Source organism: Halostagnicola larsenii XH-48 (assembly GCF_000517625.1).
Taxonomy (GTDB): domain Archaea; phylum Halobacteriota; class Halobacteria; order Halobacteriales; family Natrialbaceae; genus Halostagnicola; species Halostagnicola larsenii.
In genome coordinates, this window is record NZ_CP007055.1 from 979,148 (window position 1) to 994,612 (window position 15,465).

Annotated in this window: 17 protein-coding genes, 1 tRNA gene and 1 other RNA gene; 4 read left to right on the plus strand and 15 right to left on the minus strand. The window is 61.8% G+C overall.

Annotated features, from left to right (window positions below):
• The 3 genes from HALLA_RS04900 to HALLA_RS04905 all read right to left on the minus strand — a co-directional run bounded on the left by HALLA_RS04900 (nucleotide 1) and on the right by HALLA_RS04905 (nucleotide 2,913).
• Nucleotides 1-261 carry a HalOD1 output domain-containing protein gene (locus tag HALLA_RS04900; RefSeq protein WP_049952332.1) on the minus strand — a complete coding sequence of 87 codons (261 nt, stop codon included), beginning with the start codon at nucleotides 259-261 and terminating at the stop codon, nucleotides 1-3.
• Between the two features lie 535 nt (nucleotides 262-796).
• An RNA gene (ffs, locus tag HALLA_RS19910) (signal recognition particle sRNA) lies at nucleotides 797-1,108 on the minus strand.
• 167 nt (nucleotides 1,109-1,275) lie between these two features.
• Nucleotides 1,276-2,913, minus strand: a complete 1,638-nt coding sequence (locus tag HALLA_RS04905; protein ID WP_242406189.1) for an NAD-binding protein — start codon at nucleotides 2,911-2,913, stop codon at nucleotides 1,276-1,278.
• A gap of 230 nt (nucleotides 2,914-3,143) precedes the next feature.
• Between HALLA_RS04905 and HALLA_RS04910 the strand changes: the two genes are divergently transcribed.
• Together HALLA_RS04910 and HALLA_RS04915 are read left to right on the plus strand one after the other, a co-directional pair.
• A complete protein-coding gene (locus HALLA_RS04910) occupies nucleotides 3,144-3,473 on the plus strand; it encodes a DUF5798 family protein (RefSeq protein ID WP_049952334.1) in 330 nt (109 codons plus the stop codon).
• 146 nt (nucleotides 3,474-3,619) lie between these two features.
• Entirely contained in the window at nucleotides 3,620-3,841 is a 222-nt protein-coding gene (locus HALLA_RS04915) for a hypothetical protein (protein WP_174887890.1), read from the plus strand.
• Between the two features lie 90 nt (nucleotides 3,842-3,931).
• On the opposite strand, the gene HALLA_RS04920 is transcribed toward HALLA_RS04915, so the two are convergent.
• From HALLA_RS04920 to HALLA_RS04930, 3 genes are all read right to left on the minus strand, one after another.
• The gene (locus tag HALLA_RS04920) at nucleotides 3,932-4,342 is read right to left on the minus strand and encodes a CoA-binding protein (RefSeq protein WP_049952335.1); all 411 of its coding nucleotides are present in this window, start codon (nucleotides 4,340-4,342) and stop codon (nucleotides 3,932-3,934) included.
• Nucleotides 4,343-4,407: 65 nt separating this feature from the next.
• Entirely contained in the window at nucleotides 4,408-5,259 is an 852-nt protein-coding gene (locus HALLA_RS04925) for a geranylgeranylglycerol-phosphate geranylgeranyltransferase (RefSeq protein WP_049952336.1), read from the minus strand.
• A 77-nt stretch (nucleotides 5,260-5,336) separates the two neighbouring features.
• On the minus strand, nucleotides 5,337-5,516 hold the full coding sequence (locus HALLA_RS04930; RefSeq protein WP_242406190.1) for a hypothetical protein: 180 nt from the start codon (nucleotides 5,514-5,516) through the stop codon (nucleotides 5,337-5,339).
• Between the two features lie 149 nt (nucleotides 5,517-5,665).
• Here HALLA_RS04930 and HALLA_RS04935 point away from each other — a divergent pair.
• A tRNA-Arg gene (locus tag HALLA_RS04935) sits at nucleotides 5,666-5,740 on the plus strand.
• Nucleotides 5,741-5,945: 205 nt separating this feature from the next.
• On the opposite strand, the gene HALLA_RS04940 is transcribed toward HALLA_RS04935, so the two are convergent.
• Together HALLA_RS04940 and HALLA_RS04945 are read right to left on the minus strand one after the other, a co-directional pair.
• Nucleotides 5,946-6,608, minus strand: a complete 663-nt coding sequence (locus tag HALLA_RS04940) for an SdpI family protein (protein WP_049952338.1) — start codon at nucleotides 6,606-6,608, stop codon at nucleotides 5,946-5,948.
• 814 nt (nucleotides 6,609-7,422) lie between these two features.
• On the minus strand, nucleotides 7,423-8,181 hold the full coding sequence (locus HALLA_RS04945; protein WP_049952339.1) for an SDR family NAD(P)-dependent oxidoreductase: 759 nt from the start codon (nucleotides 8,179-8,181) through the stop codon (nucleotides 7,423-7,425).
• A 285-nt stretch (nucleotides 8,182-8,466) separates the two neighbouring features.
• On the opposite strand from HALLA_RS04945, the gene HALLA_RS04950 reads away from it, so the two are divergent.
• Nucleotides 8,467-8,859, plus strand: a complete 393-nt coding sequence (locus tag HALLA_RS04950; protein WP_049952340.1) for a hypothetical protein — start codon at nucleotides 8,467-8,469, stop codon at nucleotides 8,857-8,859.
• Between the two features lie 145 nt (nucleotides 8,860-9,004).
• Here HALLA_RS04950 and HALLA_RS04955 read toward each other — a convergent pair whose 3' ends face one another.
• The 7 genes from HALLA_RS04955 to HALLA_RS04985 all read right to left on the minus strand — a co-directional run bounded on the left by HALLA_RS04955 (nucleotide 9,005) and on the right by HALLA_RS04985 (nucleotide 15,450).
• Nucleotides 9,005-9,859 (minus strand): hypothetical protein, encoded by an 855-nt coding sequence (locus HALLA_RS04955; protein ID WP_157231329.1) that lies wholly within the window; start codon nucleotides 9,857-9,859, stop codon nucleotides 9,005-9,007.
• Between the two features lie 84 nt (nucleotides 9,860-9,943).
• Nucleotides 9,944-10,666 carry a hypothetical protein gene (locus HALLA_RS04960; protein ID WP_049952342.1) on the minus strand — a complete coding sequence of 241 codons (723 nt, stop codon included), beginning with the start codon at nucleotides 10,664-10,666 and terminating at the stop codon, nucleotides 9,944-9,946.
• Nucleotides 10,667-10,714: 48 nt separating this feature from the next.
• Nucleotides 10,715-11,230, minus strand: a complete 516-nt coding sequence (locus tag HALLA_RS04965; protein ID WP_049952343.1) for a hypothetical protein — start codon at nucleotides 11,228-11,230, stop codon at nucleotides 10,715-10,717.
• Nucleotides 11,227-12,369, minus strand: a complete 1,143-nt coding sequence (locus HALLA_RS04970; RefSeq protein ID WP_084568935.1) for a hypothetical protein — start codon at nucleotides 12,367-12,369, stop codon at nucleotides 11,227-11,229. The genes HALLA_RS04965 and HALLA_RS04970 overlap by 4 nt, the downstream gene beginning before the upstream one ends.
• A gap of 174 nt (nucleotides 12,370-12,543) precedes the next feature.
• On the minus strand, nucleotides 12,544-13,824 hold the full coding sequence (locus tag HALLA_RS04975) for an outer membrane protein assembly factor BamB family protein (RefSeq protein WP_049952345.1): 1,281 nt from the start codon (nucleotides 13,822-13,824) through the stop codon (nucleotides 12,544-12,546).
• A 2-nt stretch (nucleotides 13,825-13,826) separates the two neighbouring features.
• Complete coding sequence (locus HALLA_RS04980; RefSeq protein ID WP_049952346.1) at nucleotides 13,827-14,195, minus strand: DUF3209 family protein; 369 nt, start codon at nucleotides 14,193-14,195, stop codon at nucleotides 13,827-13,829.
• Between the two features lie 34 nt (nucleotides 14,196-14,229).
• Complete coding sequence (locus HALLA_RS04985) at nucleotides 14,230-15,450, minus strand: CbiX/SirB N-terminal domain-containing protein (RefSeq protein ID WP_049952347.1); 1,221 nt, start codon at nucleotides 15,448-15,450, stop codon at nucleotides 14,230-14,232.
• Between the last annotated feature and the right edge of the window lie 15 nt (nucleotides 15,451-15,465).

The window sequence follows — 15,465 nt, forward strand, 5'->3', positions numbered from 1 at the left end:
TCACTCCAGTCTGCGGATGATGACGAAGCCGTTTCCGTAGATAGTGATCCCGAATCCCTCGTAGGCAAACCAGATGTGGTTGGTTTCGCGCCGGGATCGTTCCGAACGGGGCTCGAATATCGACTCGAGACTATCCGAGTCAACGACGTTGTGTATCGACTCGAGCGATTCTGTCGACGTGCCGGACAGCTCTGCGACGGTCGTGACGATTTCTACGGCGAGCGAGTCGTGGTCGTTCCAGTCGTACTGGAAGAACGTCATTCTCGCTCCTGGCGGTGATGCGTCTACCGGAGTGTGCTCTCTTGATGCGGTCATGTGATCAGTTCCCCTCAGTTGAACGTCTTGGACACTGATAGGGATCACAGTCTATACCGGGCGGTAGTATAAATCCCTGTCAGACAAATTACTCTGCGTTGTACGACGAAATTAATTTGGCAGGTATCACCGTCGTGTGAATCGTGTCTCCCACCGTTGTCTTACGCGACGCCGTCCGTCGGTTCGGATCCAGACTGCCGTTCAACCGGCGTTTCACGCGGCCGCTGTCGCGGATCTGTGCCATTGATCGACGAGAGAAATCGGTACCCTGCCCCGCCTTTGGGGCCAACTGACCATCTAGTGGGGGTGTCATACTCGCGCGTCTGCTATCGCACCTGTACCGTTCGGGTCTTCGGCTCGAGCGGAGCCGTTGCACCAGGTCACCCAACGTGGTCAGAATCTCGTCTCGTCAGGGTATCGAACCGATCGGATCACGAGTCAACGCAGTCGCTCGAGCGTGTGTAGAACGAATGGAGTATGAATGTGGACACCCGAGATTGCCCGGCGTTCCGACCGGGGGAATCCCAGTTGCCTCCTCCACCCCGCGACCCGTCGAGCGACAGGTGTCCGGCGGTCCACTGCTCGCTTCCGCGCCTGATGGGCTGTCGCCGATTAGCCGCAATGGGACGTCCCTGCGGACGGCCATCGCGGCCCGCTGTCCCCGACGGACGAGGCTTCTCTGTTGGCTCCCGGGGCCCCGGTCGGTCTGACCGGACGCCCTCGAGGATCGGCCCCCGCTAAAGACCATAGTGCGGGTAACGAGCAGGGCCTAACTGCCCGACCTAGTCCACTTCCATCTAGCTGCCGTTAGCTTAAGGACCTTTCGTTCCCCGGACTCCGATGAGCCCGTTCTCCAGATTCGGGTGCGCCGCCGGTCGACACCCCGAAGTACGCATCGAACGAGCAATCCCGTTCCCGGCTGGACACCCAGTTTCTAGCTCCGCTTTTCGAGCCCTCAAGCTACGCCGACGTGTATCGCTCGAGAAACGTCTCGACGTCCGTTTGCGAGCCAGCGATAACGAGTGCGTCACTCCCCGTGAGTGATCGAGCCTGAACATCCGTAGTGAGGTGGCCGTCGTACTCGAGTCCCACAACCGAACAACCGGTTCGATCGCGGATCGTTTCGCGCTCGTCGTGCTCGAATTCCTCGGTTGCGAGGTCCGCCGTTTCGACGCGGGCGATAGATACTCGCTCACCGAGAACCATCGTCTCGCGGTCGAACACTCTGAGCGAAATCATTCGAGCGGCGACGTTCGGGAGGCTGAGCACGTCGTTGGCACCGGCCGTTCGGAGACGGCTCACGCTGGCTTCCCGATCGCTCGCGACGACGATTTCCAGTTCGTCGACGAGCGACCGTGCGACGAGCGTCGTCAGTATCGCGTCGTCGTCGTCATCGAGCGCGATCAGCATCGTATTCGCATCGCGAAGATTGGCCTCGGTCAGCGTGTCGACGGTGGTGGCGTCTCCGACGACGTCGACGAACCGCCCCTCCTCGCGGTCGACGAGCGTCGTCTCGATACCAGCCCGCTCGAGCGTTCCCATCGCGGTTTTTCCGACGATACCCGCACCGACAATTACGACCGGGCCTCGACCGGTTTCGTAGCGATACCTGTCCGAACCGACGATTTCTTCGACGGTTTCGAGATCGTCTTCGTTTCCGACGACGAGCAGCGTCGTGTTCTCGTCGGCGTGAACCGTCGGCGGGAGCGACGTGAGAAAATCCCCCCGAACCCACACGCCGAGCACCGTCACACCGTGGCGCTCGAGGCGACGGGCGGCGTCGAGCGTCTCGCCGTGAAGCTGGCCGTCGGGATCGATGGGCAGTTCGACGACCTCGAGTTCGCCCTCGGGGTAGGCGGTCCTCTCCTCGCCCGCGGCGATGTCTTCGGACAGGTCGATCACGTTTCGAACTTTGTCGCCGAGTGATTTTCCCAGCCGGTGTTTCGGGGAGAGAACCTCGTCAGCGCCCGCGTATCGAAGGTACTGCGCTCGAGTCGGATCGGTGACCAGCGCGAGAATCGTCGCATCCACGTCGCGTTCGTTACTCGAGAGAACGACGCGGATGTACTGGTGTTCCGAGGCGTCGACGAGGATCGTACTCGCCGTGTCGATCTGTGCGGCATCGAGGGTTTCCTCCGATGACGGATCGCCGTAGAGTACCACGTACCCCCGTTCGTCGAGCGCCAGCGCGCGATTCGAAGACGGTTCGACGATCACGTATGGCGTTCGACTCGAGTTGAGTTCTTCGACCAGCGTCCGCGACAGTTCGGTGAAACCCACGATAATGACGTGGTCTCGCATGTCGGCGATTCGCTCCGGCGGAGTGGGTTCGGCTATCTCTGTGATCCACGGGACGACGAACACGGGGAAGGCGACGAAGATGTACGCGATACCGGTCAGCTGTATCAGGACCACGATCGCCGTCATCTGGAGCGATTCCCATGGTGCGTCCTGCCCGTATCCGGTGGTCGTCATCGACTGGACGACGATTTCGAACGCCCGGTACCAGCTCCGGGGTTCGCCCTCGAACGCGGCCATTCCCCACCTGTAGATGCCAGTGTACAGGACGACGAAGAGGAGAAGTGATCCGACGTACATTCCGAGACGCCGTCTCAAACTGAGCACGATCGACCACCTGACAGCAGTTTGCGGTCGTCGCGGCGTCGTAGCGAGTCCATCGGACTAGCCCTCGTCTCCACCGCGAACGATAATCGTTCTTGCCCGTGAACTCGCGCGGGCGTACTCCCCGGCACCCGCCAGCGAAGTGTTTCGTCGCGGCGAGACGAGGGAGGAAAAGACATACTAGGTGGACGCCCCAAAGTGTGGGTATGGGACTTGGAAGCACGGCGAAGAAGATTCAGATAATCTCGGACAAGGCCGAACAGATGTACAAGCAAGTCCAGCAACTCCAGCAGCGAATCATCAACCTCGAGGAGGAAGTCGACGACACCCACGACACCGTCGACAGTCTCGATCACCAGCTCACCGAACAGCGGGAGTTGTTGCTTGCAATCGCTGACGAACACGGAATCGACGGCGACGCGATACTGGCCGACGCCGCAATTGACAGCGCCGAGCAACCGGACGATTCCGGCGACGAAGCCGAACCGACCGCTTCCGAACCGAGCGAGGGGTCTGCGACGGCCACTGAACAGTAACGGGCTGTTTCCTGCGAAATCCACTTTCGAGCGACCACACGGTACCGATAGGCTCGAGTCAGGAGATGGGAGCCTTATCAACGGGCGGACTGACACCGCGCAAGTGTCGGCTGGCCACTTATTCGTTCTCGCGATGTCTCGGAGCTATGGGTACCGAACGGATGTCGACGCGACGGACCGTGCTTCGGATCATCGGCGGGTCGGCAGCGATGGCGCTCGTCGCCGGCTGTGGCGACGACGAAACCGAGTCCGAAGAGGGCACTGGAAACGGGCAAGATATCGAAGGGGACGACGGCGACGAGGATGACGGCGACAACGGTAGCGGCGACGAGAATAACAGTGACGACGCTGAGAGCGGGGGTGACTAACGGAACGAACGACGAATCAGGAGAATCTGAAATATCCAACTGCGCTGACTGCCCTCGAGTTTGTGTGTGCGGACGAATCGACGTTCGAGATCAGTTGACGAGTCGGCGATGCTCGACTTTCATACACCGGTCTTGAACGACTTGACGGCCGGAATCTTCGACGCGGGCCGCGGCGTCGTCGTCGCTGATCCCCAACTGCGTCCAGACCACGTCGACGTCCTCGCGCTCGAGCACGTCGTCGACGATCCCGTCAACCTCGTCGCTCGGTCGGAACACGCAGACGACGTCGATCGGTTCCTCGAGTTCGTCCAGCGAATCCGCGACGGGACGGTCGAATATCTCCTCCGCGAACGGATTGACCGGGTGGATGTCGTATCCGTGCTCGAGCAAGTACGCCGGCACGTCGTGGGCCGCTTTGCCCGGCGAACTCGAGCAGCCGACCACGGCGATCGAGTCGTTCTCGAGAATCGTTCGGAGTTCCTCGTCGGTCTCGACTGGCATACCGTCTCGTAGGACCTGTGCCTGTAAACGTCTGTGGGATGTTCAGGTTGCTCGAGCCGTCTCCGTCAGAGGATCCCCAGCAACTCGTCGACGCGGCCCACGATAAACGCCAGCGCGGCGAGAAACGTGCCGTATTTGAGCAGCGACTGCCCGCTCGTCGGATCGTCGAAACTCCGCAGCCCCGCGTACAGCATCACCAGATCCGCCGGAATAACGACAACGAGGTATGCGAGACCGAAGTACTCGAGCAGATACGGGAGCGGGCTCGCGAGGACGCCGACCACGAGCAAGCCGAGCGCGACCAGTAACGCCCGGCGCTCGCCGATCGCGATCGGGAGCGTGTTGAGCCCTTCCGCTCGATCGCCATCGACGTCCTCCACGTCTTTGATGATCTCCCGCGTCAGCGTCGCGATGGCGGCGAGCAAAAAGAGCACGCCCGCCGTTTGGATTTCCCCAACCGCCGCGCTTCCGAAGAGGAACGTGCTCCCGACCAGATAGGCGACGAGGGCGTTGCCGATCCCCGGGAGTCCCTTGAACACCTCGGTGTACGCGATCAAGGCGAGCAAGTTTATCCCGGCGATGGCGATGGCGAGCGTCGGTAGCGTAAGCGACAACCCAACCGCCGCGACGAAGAGGACGACGCTGAATCCCAGCGCACCGTTCGGGCTCACCGCACCGCGCGGAATCGCTCGCTCGGGCTGATTGATCCGATCGATTTCCCTGTCGAAGTAATCGTTGATCGCGTTCCCGGCCCCGACGGCGAGTCCCGTCGCCAAGACGGCGGCACCGACCGAAAACGGCGCATTCTCAACCCCACCTGCGACGAACGCGCCGATACCCGTGAGGACGCTCGCAGCGATCACGTTCACGGGACGCGTCAACTCGAGCAACCCACGCGCCGTCTCCGCCGCTGTCATATGCCGGAGTGGTTAGCCCCGAGAGATAAACAAACCGATACCGGCTCGCTCCGATCCGTTCGCCGACCGCCGGTCTCCTATCGCCACTCCTCGAGCTCGCAGAGCGAATCGGGAGCGACGGTGATCCACTGACCCTGATTCTCGTCGTCGCTCGAGCGCCCCGGAACCGCGGTCCACGTTTCGTCGTCGCTGCTCAGTAGCTCGAGAACGGCACCCGCTGGCTCATCGGCGTCCGGAATGGAGGATTCGTTCGTCATCATGACTCATCTTCGTCTTGGAACGCCGGTCTAATGACCCGTGTGAATATTTTCATCGACTGAGAACTACCGATGGTCGAACTCGGGGGGCGCTCGAGGCGGGCCCAAATCGAGTAACTTATACGGAGCCATCGGGAACGAACTGGTACGGGCGCTTAGCTCAGTCTGGACAGAGTGCTTGGCTTCGGACCAAACCGTCGCGGGTTCAAATCCTGCAGCGCCCATGTTTCTGTCGCGAACAACACCGTGAGCGACAGATACTGAACCGCGAAGGATTTGAAAGAGAGAACACCGAGCAAAGCGAGGTGTTCACGTGGTTCAAATCCTGCAGCGCCTCCAGACGGATCGATTTTCGACGACGCTATCCGAAATCTCGAGCCGAGAAAGTGATCGCGCCCCGTTCTGGTGTGATCGGGGCTTCGAGCGTTCTCAAGAAGTCGCTGACGTAGCGTCCCGCTCGATTTGCTCGTACAGGTAATACGAATACGCTATTGTCACGACCGCGGTCAGAAGGACTGGAACGAGCAGGAAGTAGACGGCGAGCTCGCCGAACAGGAGGCCACCGAGCGCGAGAACCGCGCTGAGTTTGAACAGCTTCCCGCCGAGTTCGTGCGTTCGGTCCCACACTTCGTCGTTACTGAGCGTCCACGGCGTTCTGATCCCGACGAACCAGTTTTGCTTTGCCTTCGTGAGAACGATTCCGGTGTAGTAGAAAAGTAGCGCCAGCCCAACGACCAGCAAGTGCATGAAGGGAAACTCGAGACCGAGGTTGAACGCGAGAACGCCGGCGTGCACGAGAAACACGAAGGCGGTCACCACGACGACGAACCAGTCGTAGTACTGGCGAAAGCCGGCGATGTTCTCCCGGCGCGGGTCGATCCGCGGAAGGACGGCGAACAACGCGATGAGACCGCCCATGAGCACAGGCGGGAGCCATATCGCCTGGGCCTTCGGCATCGTCCCGGTTGGCTCGCCGGCAGCGTTCCAGTTCGTCACGAGTTGGTCGGGGACCGAGGGCTTGAGGGCGTAGCTCAAAAGCGCCGCGAGTATCGCAATACTACCCGCGATTGCGAATCTATGTACCGTTTTCATACGACGTCTTTATCGGCACAGTGTTTCAAGGTTCGCGACTGTTCAGGCCGCTCCTCGAACAGGGTAGTGTTCCTTCGAAATTCGGCTACTCGAGTCCTAATCCGCTCTCGAGTGTCGCCGCTTACACAAGATGCAGGAAAAAGTTCGCGACTTTAGTCGTGTAGAGGTTGTCACTCTGCAGTGCCACCGAGCGATGTTTCGTCGTCTAACTCGTCAACGAGAACGAAGCTAGTCGACCCACAACTGCAGCTATCGGTCCCGATCGGCTGAATATTCCCGGTCGGCCACTGTCGGGCAGCGTATGCCGACCCGCATTCGACGCATTCGGCTAATTCTCTCGTAATCTCGTCTCTATTTGCCATTCCTCAGCACGTCTACGCTCGCACCGGTATATTATTGTTTCTGCCCGGAGGGTTCAACTTTGATGATATATTCGCCGAATTTTTTAAAATATGACGACTAGTCTTCCGTATGAACACTCGATGGCAGCAGCCGTTTGAACGACGCTTCGTGGATTTTTCGTCGGTACTGCAGTCGCGCTCGTAACAGGCGTTGTCGCGTTTAGAGATCCGTGGCAAGAATAGTTCTTCACCGCCGTTGGAACTTGAATCGGAATTGCGATCGGATTCTCTCGAGACCGACTAGCGATCCCGGTCCGAAAGATGTCCCGGTGAGAATATCCGTTGGAACGGTTCTGTCCGTCTCATCCCCGCGATCATATGTGCGCCGTGAGGGGCCTCGAGCGATGACGGCCTTCGAACGCTAACGCGAGTGCAGCGGCGACCGAACCGCGGTGAAAACCGACTACACCGACTTATTGTGCGAGATAGCCGCCTTCGACGGGCAGCGTGACGCCGGTGACTCGAGAGGAGAGATTCGATCCGAGGAACAACACGGCGTTCGCGATTTCTTCGGGATCGGCGAGTCCGGGCATCGGTTCGGTGTTCTGGAACTGTTCTTCCATCTCGGGGTGCTCGTCGATGGTCCGTTCGATCATTTCAGTCCGGACGATGCCGGGGGCGACCGCGTTCGCACGGATACCGTCCTCCGCGTACTCGATGGCCGCGTACTTCGTCAGTTGCCCCACAGCGGCTTTCGCCGCGCCGTAGCCGCTGTACTGGGGAACTGCCACCTCGCCGCCGATCGAGGACGCGCTGATGATCGACCCGCCGTCGTCCGCGAGCATCGCCTCGATGCCGTATTTCATCCCGTACCAGACGCCTTTGAGGTTCACGTCGATCACCTGCTCGAAGGCGTCGTCGTCGTACTCCTCGAGTCGGGCGACCGGACCTTCGATCGCCGCGTTGTTGAACAGCACGTCGAGGCCGCCGTACTCGTCGACGGCGGTTTCGATCGTCTCCTGGACCGATGTCGGATCGGAGACGTCGGTCCTGACGAACGTCGCGTCGCCGCCGTTTTCCGTGATGGCAGCGACCGTGTCCGCGCCGCCGTCTTCGTCGACGTCGGCGACGACGACTGACGCGCCGTGGTTTGCGAACGTTTTCGCCGTCGTTCGGCCGATTCCGGATGCTGCTCCGGTAATGATCGCAGTGTCGTTTTCGACTAATTCCATCGCTCGAAACAACGTCCTGTCGACGGATATCCGTTCTGGCTACCGCCCGATCGCCCCAATATCGATGGCTGATACCACGAACCATTGCCTTGTCTATCCCATCCAACCATCACAAAAAATATAATTATCCGTGTATTACGAGAGTGGCATGCAAACGTATGGCATGTATAGAAAACTCAATTTCAGACGCTCATGACCACAGTATTCAGCCCCTCTCGGCCCGAACGTGACACCCCGTTGAATTGGCAAGAACGCTTATATGAGCGACAACGAAACAATTTGGATATGGCATATTACGAATCCGACGAGTTGACGATCGAATGGGATCCGACGATCGAAACCGTAGTCATGAACTGGCATGCGTTCGCGAAGGGAGACGCCTACCGGAACGGGCTCGATAAAGGCCTGGAGTTAGTCGAGGACAAAGGAGCCACCAACTGGCTCGCAGACCTGCGAGACCTCGGGACCGTTACGCAGGAAGATCAGGAGTGGACACAAAACGAGTGGCACCCGCGAGCGTTCGATACGACGCTCTCGAACATCGCGGTCCTCCAGCCAGAAAGCGTCGTCGCGAACATGTCCGTCGGTGACCTCGTCGAGGAGTTCGGCTCGAACGATAACAAATCGCGAATCTTTAGCGACCGGGACGAAGCCGAATCGTGGCTCGAGGCGCAGTAACGGTATCGAACGCGGTTGCGGACCGAGACGCGAATCGTTTTTCACGGACGGAGATTTCGACGCAGTGACGGAATCTCGATAGCGGACGACGAGCACCTCGCGACGGCGCTCGAGGAGCAGCCGTCTCCCCTTTTGTTCGCGTTGTTCAGTTCCGATCCGGCATCGTCGACGGTCGAGCGACGGCGTTCATGTCCGCTCGGTTCGACGACGGCATCGTCGAGTACATCGTCGACCGATCCCGCGGGGAATCATCCCCATCGCCGCCCAGGCTCCCGCTGTCCAGCGCCCCTCCATCAAGGCCGCCGCCGAGCATGCCCTCCTCCTCCTCGTCCGCCTGGTCTGTGTCCGTCGGTTCGGACTCGTGATCGTCCTCGCTCTCGCGGTCGTCTTCCGCAGCCTGCTCGTCTCCACGAAGCCCCTCGAGTCGATCCTGGAGCGACTGCAATTCCTCTCCGAACCCCTCGACGCTCGTTCCGGTGACGGAGTGAATCGCCGACTCGAGCGTCGACGATTCGGCGTCGGCACCCGACTCGGCGTCCGATTCGTCGGCCGACTCCGTCTGCGCGCCGCCCTCGTCCGTTTCGAGGGATTCACGAAGGTCGGTTAGCGTTTCCTCGAGTTGCGCGCTCGCCTTCTCGGTCTCCTCGTCAGCGGCGTCCTCCGTGAGCTCTCCGATACGTGCGAGCGCGATTAGCGCGCGTAGCTCCCGAAGTTGGGCCTCCTCAGCACGCGCGAGCGCCTCGGGAATCGAGGCTGGTTCGCTGCCGTCGGGTAGCTCGTCGAGTCCCGCCGCTTCCAGCACCGTTTGCGGATCGTTCGTCTCGACGAACTCGCGCGCCGCGCTGGCGTGTTCGAAAAGCGGACTCGAGTCGGATTCCGCTTGCTCGTCGGGATTCGCGAGCGACACGGCTCCGTCACCCTCGTTCAAATCGCCCCCCTCGAGTTCCGCTCGTGCCGCAGAGAGCAGTTCCGAGAGGCGGCCGCTCGATTCGTCTGTCATGGTTCTCTCACCGTTCGTATTGCTCGCTTCGACGACCATGCACCGGTTGTGCTAGTCGTGTTCGATGCCCGGTTTCGTTCATCGTTACTCCTCGTTCGATGCCGTCGTGAACTCCCCGTCGTCCGATTCCGAGACGGTCTCGATTATCCGGTCGGTCATCTCCTCGCGGCTGAGATTCGCCTTCACGTCGACGTCTTTGGCGATCGACTGGAGGTCCGAGTAGGAGACGATCTCGAGGAACTGCGCTAAGGTCTCCGTCCGGAGCCCCTCGAGGTCGGTCGCATCGGGTTCGGTCGCCTCCTCAGCCGATGGCTCGTCGCTCGAGGACTCTTCTCCGTCACTGGCCGACCGCTCGGCTTCGTCCGTTCCGTCCGCTTCGTCGGCTTCATCCGCCGTCTCGGCGTCACTGTCATCCGCTCCTGTCTCGTCCGATTCCTCCTCGAGAATACCATCGAGACCGCTCCCTTCGGTAATTCCCTTCGCCATCGAGGTCACCGAGTCGCCGGCTTCGAACTCCTCTAGGGTATCGGTAACGGCGTCACGGATCGCCGTCACGAGATCGGAACGCAGCTCCGACCAGTTCGTTCCATCCTCGCTCGCCTCCTCGATCGTTTCGTGGATCTCGCGACCGACGGCTGCACCGAGTTCGCGCCCCATCCGCTCGCCGAACTCGCGACCGACGGCCGCGCCGATCTCGTCGCCGTCGATACTGTCCTCGAGCGTTCCCTCGCCGATCACGTCGGCGACGCTCACCTGCTCGCCGATTTCGTCGGCGACCAGTTGTCGCAGATCCGTTCCGTCGCTCATCCGATCTCACCTCGAGACGGATCGAGTGGACGGTTCGGTACCATGTGGTTACTCCTCCTCGTCGTCCTCGTCGTCGCTCTCGTCGTTCTGTTCACTGGCCTCGTCCGCATCGTCATCGCCTTCGTCACCGTCCGATCCGTCGCCTTCGTCCTCGTCATCGTCCGATCCGTCGTCTTCGCCCTCGCCGGTCTCGTCACTCTCTGCCTGTTCGTCCTCATCATCTTCGCTCGGTTCGCCGCTTTCGTCGTCCTCCGTCTCTTCGTCTGCCACTTGCTCGTCCGCTTCGTCTTCGCTCGCCTCGCCGTTTTCGTCGTCACCACCTTCCTCGTCGCCGTCGTCGGAACTCAGCAGTTCCTCGACGACGAGTTCGCCGATCGTTCGACCGACCGATTCGCCGATTTTTCGCCCGACGAACGCACCGATCTGCCGCCCGAGGGCCTCGCCGAGTGGTTCGTCTTCGTCGATTTCCCCTTCCCACTGGGTCCCCTCGAGCAGTTCTTGGAGGTCGATGTTTTCCGTGATCTTCTCGTAATCGATTCGATCGGTCATAGATTGGTCACTCATGATTGGCCCTCCGCTTGCGCTGGTGATTCGGACTGCGTCTGTTCGTTCGAGTCGTCCTGCCCGTTCCGTGGCTCGGTCTGTTCGGCCAACTGTCGGATGATTTCACTGACGATAGCGGCGACCAACTCCTCGATCGGAAGGCTGGGAACGAGACCGAGCAGTTTCTCCTTCAACCATTGGCCCGCGGCCGAGATCCGACCGCCGGACGCCTCCTCGTCCGCCTCCGTCTCATCTCCCTCTTCGCCGTCTTCGTCGTCGTCCGATTCGTCGCCGGTATCCGAACTCCCGAACAGGCTCCCGAGTAGCTTCTTCGGCATCCCGAGGAGGCTTTTGAGCCGGTCGATCGCCGCCCCGTACAAACCGGCGAGATACTGCTTTGGTTTCTCGAGTGCCTTACTGAGCAGTTCCTTCGGTTTACCGAGCAGCGATTTCGCTTTGTCGAGAAGTCCGCTCAGCATCGCCTTCGGGCCGTCGAGAAGCCCCGTTACGGCCGACAACAGATTCCCGAGCAGGTTGTTCGATCCCGGCCGAGCAGACACGTCGAGCGTAACCGGATTCAGGTTCACCTCGAGGCCGAGTAGGTCCAGAAACAGGCCGTCGAGATCGAGGTGCAAGACGCCGCTGGCATCGTCGCCTTCGTACACGTCGTCGGCGTCTTCGACGTGGTAGTCGTCTTCGGACTCGTCGTCGGCGTCTTCGACGTGGTAGTCGTCTTCGGACTCGTCGTCGGCGTCTTCGACGTGGTAGTCGTCTTCGGACTCGTCGTCGGTTGATTCGGCCTCTTCGCTCTCTTCCGATTCATCCTCGTCGGCCGATTCACCCTCCTCGTCCGGTTCGGTTTCTCCGTCGTCACCCGATTCACCCTCGCGGTCTTCCGGTTCGCTTTCCTCGTCACTACTGTCCGTGTCACCGCTGTTTTCTTCACCATCCGTGTCACTACCGTCTTCTCCGTCGTCCGTGTCACCATCCTCTTCAACACCGACAGCGTCATCACCGCCTTGGCCATCGTCCGCGCCACCACCGTCAGTCATCACTCTCCGCTTAGCGTGCCGTTCTCCGTGACGATGGCCCGAGGTGGCACCGATGGATACGGGTGCCGGACCGTCCTCGGAGCCGTCGCCGCCTGACTCGTCTGTCATTATGCGAGAACATACACGAGAACGACCGTTGTGGTGGTTTCCCTTGCGTGTGCGACCGACCGGCCTACCCAGCTGTTTTACGTACCCGAGCGGGAGGAACGCGTACCCGAAACGATGCCACTAGTGGCAGGTTTCACGAAGAATCCGTCGCCCGACCGCAACCGAGACGCGCCGTTACTCGAGTGAGCCGACGCGAAGGGCGTACTCCCCTCGCGTGGTGCCCTCGTCGTGGTACTCGACGGGTTCTTCGATCACGCCGACCGTCTCGTCGCGGACGGTTGCAGCGGTCGCGATTCCCGCGAGGGGCTCGAGCGTGCGCTCGCCGTCCGCGAGCGAGAAGCATCGCAGGCCGTGCGTATCCGGGTCCCGAACCCGAAAGTTCTGCGCGCAGGGAGCGACGATCGTGTCGCCGTCTGCGGCGAGCCCGTGGACGAACCCGCCGACGCCGTGCTCCCAGATCGCCTCGCCGTCGGCGTCGAAGGCGGCGATTCGGTGTTCGTTCGGGTGGCGACCGTCGGTCTCGCGACTGTCGATCGCGTAGGTGTTCCCGGTCACGAACGCGACGCGGCCGTCGTTCGCGTAGGCGTGATTCGGATAGGCATAGAGCGTTTCGCCGTCGATTTCGACCTCGGTCGCGAGGTCGACGCGCCACAGTTCGGCCCCGCCCGGACCGAGCAGGTAGCCGCGCTTGTCGCCGTGACTCGAGACGGCGATCCGGTCGCCGTCGAACGAAACGTCGCCGACGCGTCGGTCACCTTCGGTGCCGGGGTCCCAGGACCACTCGGGCGTTCCCGTCTCGGTCTCGAGGACGACCAGTCCGTTGTCGTGCTCGCCCATACACCGGTTGTAGCCGACCGCGAGGCACTCACCTGTTTCGTCGAGGTCGATCGAAATCGGCGACGCGTCGGTCTCGTAGCGCCAGCGAACCGTGCCGTCGGCCTCGAACGCGTAGACGGTGCTGTGCCACTCGCGGCGCTCCCCGTCGCGTTCGTAGCGTCGAGCCGCGGCGTACAGCTCGGGGCCTGATCCGCTTTCAGGTGCGTTCTCGCTGTTCCGGTCGCCGCCAGCCTCGAGGGCGACGACGTAGGGCAGGTAGAAGATGCTCTCCCTTGAGGCCGCACCGACATCTTCGGCCGTGTCGGCGGACCAGCGCTTCGCACCCGACTCGAGGTCGTACGCTGCGATCGTTCCGGACTCGCCGCGACCCGCGACGACGAGCGAATCACCGACTGTCTCGAGGCCGACCGCGTGCTCCGGATGGTCGACTGACCACCGGGTCTCGAGCGTGTCTCGATCGAACGCGGTGACGGTTCCGTCCCACTCGCCGGCCACGACGAGCGAATCGGTTGCGTGGACGCTCGAGCGCGTCCACATGTGCCGGCTCCGAGCATTCTCGATGTCTCCCAGCGGTCGCGTCTCGAAGGGTTCCGACGGCGCGTGTTCGTTCGCCGCCATGCTTACTCCTCCGGAAACGTCTCGTGGAGCAGGTCGTGGGCGTCCTTGAGTCCCTCGAAGATACTCTCGCCCTGCGCGGTCAGCCGGTGGACGGCGCGTTCGGCGTCGCGGACGGCGAGCAGTCGCCCCCGCGTGTAGTCGTATTCGGGGTCATCCTCGTCCATCGTCGCGACCGTCTCCTCTAAGTCTACGAGTGCCGCGTCGAGGTGGCGTTCGATTTCGGCGAGGCTTTCGGCCGCCGCTAGGGCTTCGATCGGTCCCTCGAGGTGGCCTTCGAGGTCTTTCTCCGCGTGCTCGCGGGCGTGTCGGTCCCCGACGCCGAGGACGTTCATCAGTCCGAGTCTGAGCGCTTCGATTTCGTAACAGCTCATGTGTATGTGTCGTATGTCGTCTTCTTTTCCGTTCTCAGAGCGTCTGATCGACGAGATCGCTCACGATGCGATCTCGATCGAGGTGATCAGAGACGATTCGATCCGCGTCGGTTTCGTCGACATCGCCGTACCAGATGCCGTCCGGGTAGACGGCGACCATCGGCCCGTCGCCACAGCGGCCGAGACAGGACGATCTGGTGATCCGGGCGTCGCAGTGTTCGGAGTCGCGGGCTGCCTGTCGCAGGCGCTCGAGCACGGCCGACGACCCCATCCCCGAGCAGGTTCGATTCGTGCAGACGGCGACGTGTTTCCCCGGCGCGTCGTGGCTGTGTGGCTCGTCGTCGACGTCCTCGCGGTCGGCGTGACTCTCCTGGTGGGCGAGCGCTCGCAGCATCGCTCGAGCGCCGCCCCGATCCTCCTCGTAGCCCTCGAGGTCGACTTTGTACTTGCAGGTGTCACAGGACATCTCGACGCTGTTCGATCGGGCCTCCTGCCAGCGGTCGGCGAAAACGTCGAGTAGTCTCGAGTCCGTTCCCAGCGGGTCGCCCGCGACCGCCTCGACGTAGGGGTAGTCCGCGTCGAACTCGTCGGTCCAGTCGCGGACGCGCTGGGTTAACACGCCGTCGCCGAGCATGTACGGCAGGACCACGACGGCGTCGGGTCGGTGTTTCGAGAGCCCGTGAAGCGATTCCTCGAGCGTCGGTTCCGTCACGCCGACGAACGACGCCTCGACTCGCGAGAACTCCCGACCTTCGTAGAGCAACCTGGCCAGCTTGTGCACGTCGCCGTTGGCGTCCGGATCGCTCGAGCCCCGCGCACAGAGAACGACGGCAACGTCGTCTTCGTCCCGATCGACGCCCAACCGGCGTTCGACGGCCGCGGCGCGGTCCTCGAGCAAGTCGAGAATCGCCGGGTGAATGCCCAGGTGCGCGCCGTTGTTGATCTCGATTCCGTGGGTTGCTCGAGCCTGCTCGACCGCAAGCGGTACGTCGTTTTTGACGTGGCTCGCCGCGAACAGCGAGCAGTGGACGACGGTGACCTCGCTCGCGAGCGCCGCCAGCGTCTCGAAGGCCTCGTCGATGGCCGGCTCCGCCAACTCGAGAAACGCGGCGTCGACGGGGATCCCGAGTCGCGACTCGAGGGCCGCGGCCAGTTCGCGAACCTGTTCGTTCGAGCGCTCGCGCCTCGAGCCGTGGCCGACCAGCAGGACGGCCTCGTCGTCGAAGGCGAACGCGATGTCGTCGGTTTTGCTCATGCGTGGGTCGTCTTT

Excerpts from the sequence above, each read along its gene's own strand:
- HALLA_RS04900 (WP_049952332.1), bottom strand. The coding sequence starts at position 261 with ATGACGTTCTTCCAGTACGACTGGAACGACCACGACTCGCTCGCCGTA.
- HALLA_RS04905 (WP_242406189.1), bottom strand. The coding sequence starts at position 2,913 with ATGTACGTCGGATCACTTCTCCTCTTCGTCGTCCTGTACACTGGCATC.
- HALLA_RS04910 (WP_049952334.1), top strand. The coding sequence starts at position 3,144 with ATGGGACTTGGAAGCACGGCGAAGAAGATTCAGATAATCTCGGACAAG.
- HALLA_RS04915 (WP_174887890.1), top strand. The coding sequence starts at position 3,620 with ATGGGTACCGAACGGATGTCGACGCGACGGACCGTGCTTCGGATCATC.
- HALLA_RS04920 (WP_049952335.1), bottom strand. The coding sequence starts at position 4,342 with ATGCCAGTCGAGACCGACGAGGAACTCCGAACGATTCTCGAGAACGAC.
- HALLA_RS04925 (WP_049952336.1), bottom strand. The coding sequence starts at position 5,259 with ATGACAGCGGCGGAGACGGCGCGTGGGTTGCTCGAGTTGACGCGTCCC.
- HALLA_RS04930 (WP_242406190.1), bottom strand. The coding sequence starts at position 5,516 with ATGACGAACGAATCCTCCATTCCGGACGCCGATGAGCCAGCGGGTGCC.
- HALLA_RS04940 (WP_049952338.1), bottom strand. The coding sequence starts at position 6,608 with ATGAAAACGGTACATAGATTCGCAATCGCGGGTAGTATTGCGATACTC.
- HALLA_RS04945 (WP_049952339.1), bottom strand. The coding sequence starts at position 8,181 with ATGGAATTAGTCGAAAACGACACTGCGATCATTACCGGAGCAGCATCC.
- HALLA_RS04950 (WP_049952340.1), top strand. The coding sequence starts at position 8,467 with ATGGCATATTACGAATCCGACGAGTTGACGATCGAATGGGATCCGACG.
- HALLA_RS04955 (WP_157231329.1), bottom strand. The coding sequence starts at position 9,859 with ATGACAGACGAATCGAGCGGCCGCCTCTCGGAACTGCTCTCTGCGGCA.
- HALLA_RS04960 (WP_049952342.1), bottom strand. The coding sequence starts at position 10,666 with ATGAGCGACGGAACGGATCTGCGACAACTGGTCGCCGACGAAATCGGC.
- HALLA_RS04965 (WP_049952343.1), bottom strand. The coding sequence starts at position 11,230 with ATGAGTGACCAATCTATGACCGATCGAATCGATTACGAGAAGATCACG.
- HALLA_RS04970 (WP_084568935.1), bottom strand. The coding sequence starts at position 12,369 with ATGACAGACGAGTCAGGCGGCGACGGCTCCGAGGACGGTCCGGCACCC.
- HALLA_RS04975 (WP_049952345.1), bottom strand. The coding sequence starts at position 13,824 with ATGGCGGCGAACGAACACGCGCCGTCGGAACCCTTCGAGACGCGACCG.
- HALLA_RS04980 (WP_049952346.1), bottom strand. The coding sequence starts at position 14,195 with ATGAGCTGTTACGAAATCGAAGCGCTCAGACTCGGACTGATGAACGTC.
- HALLA_RS04985 (WP_049952347.1), bottom strand. The coding sequence starts at position 15,450 with ATGAGCAAAACCGACGACATCGCGTTCGCCTTCGACGACGAGGCCGTC.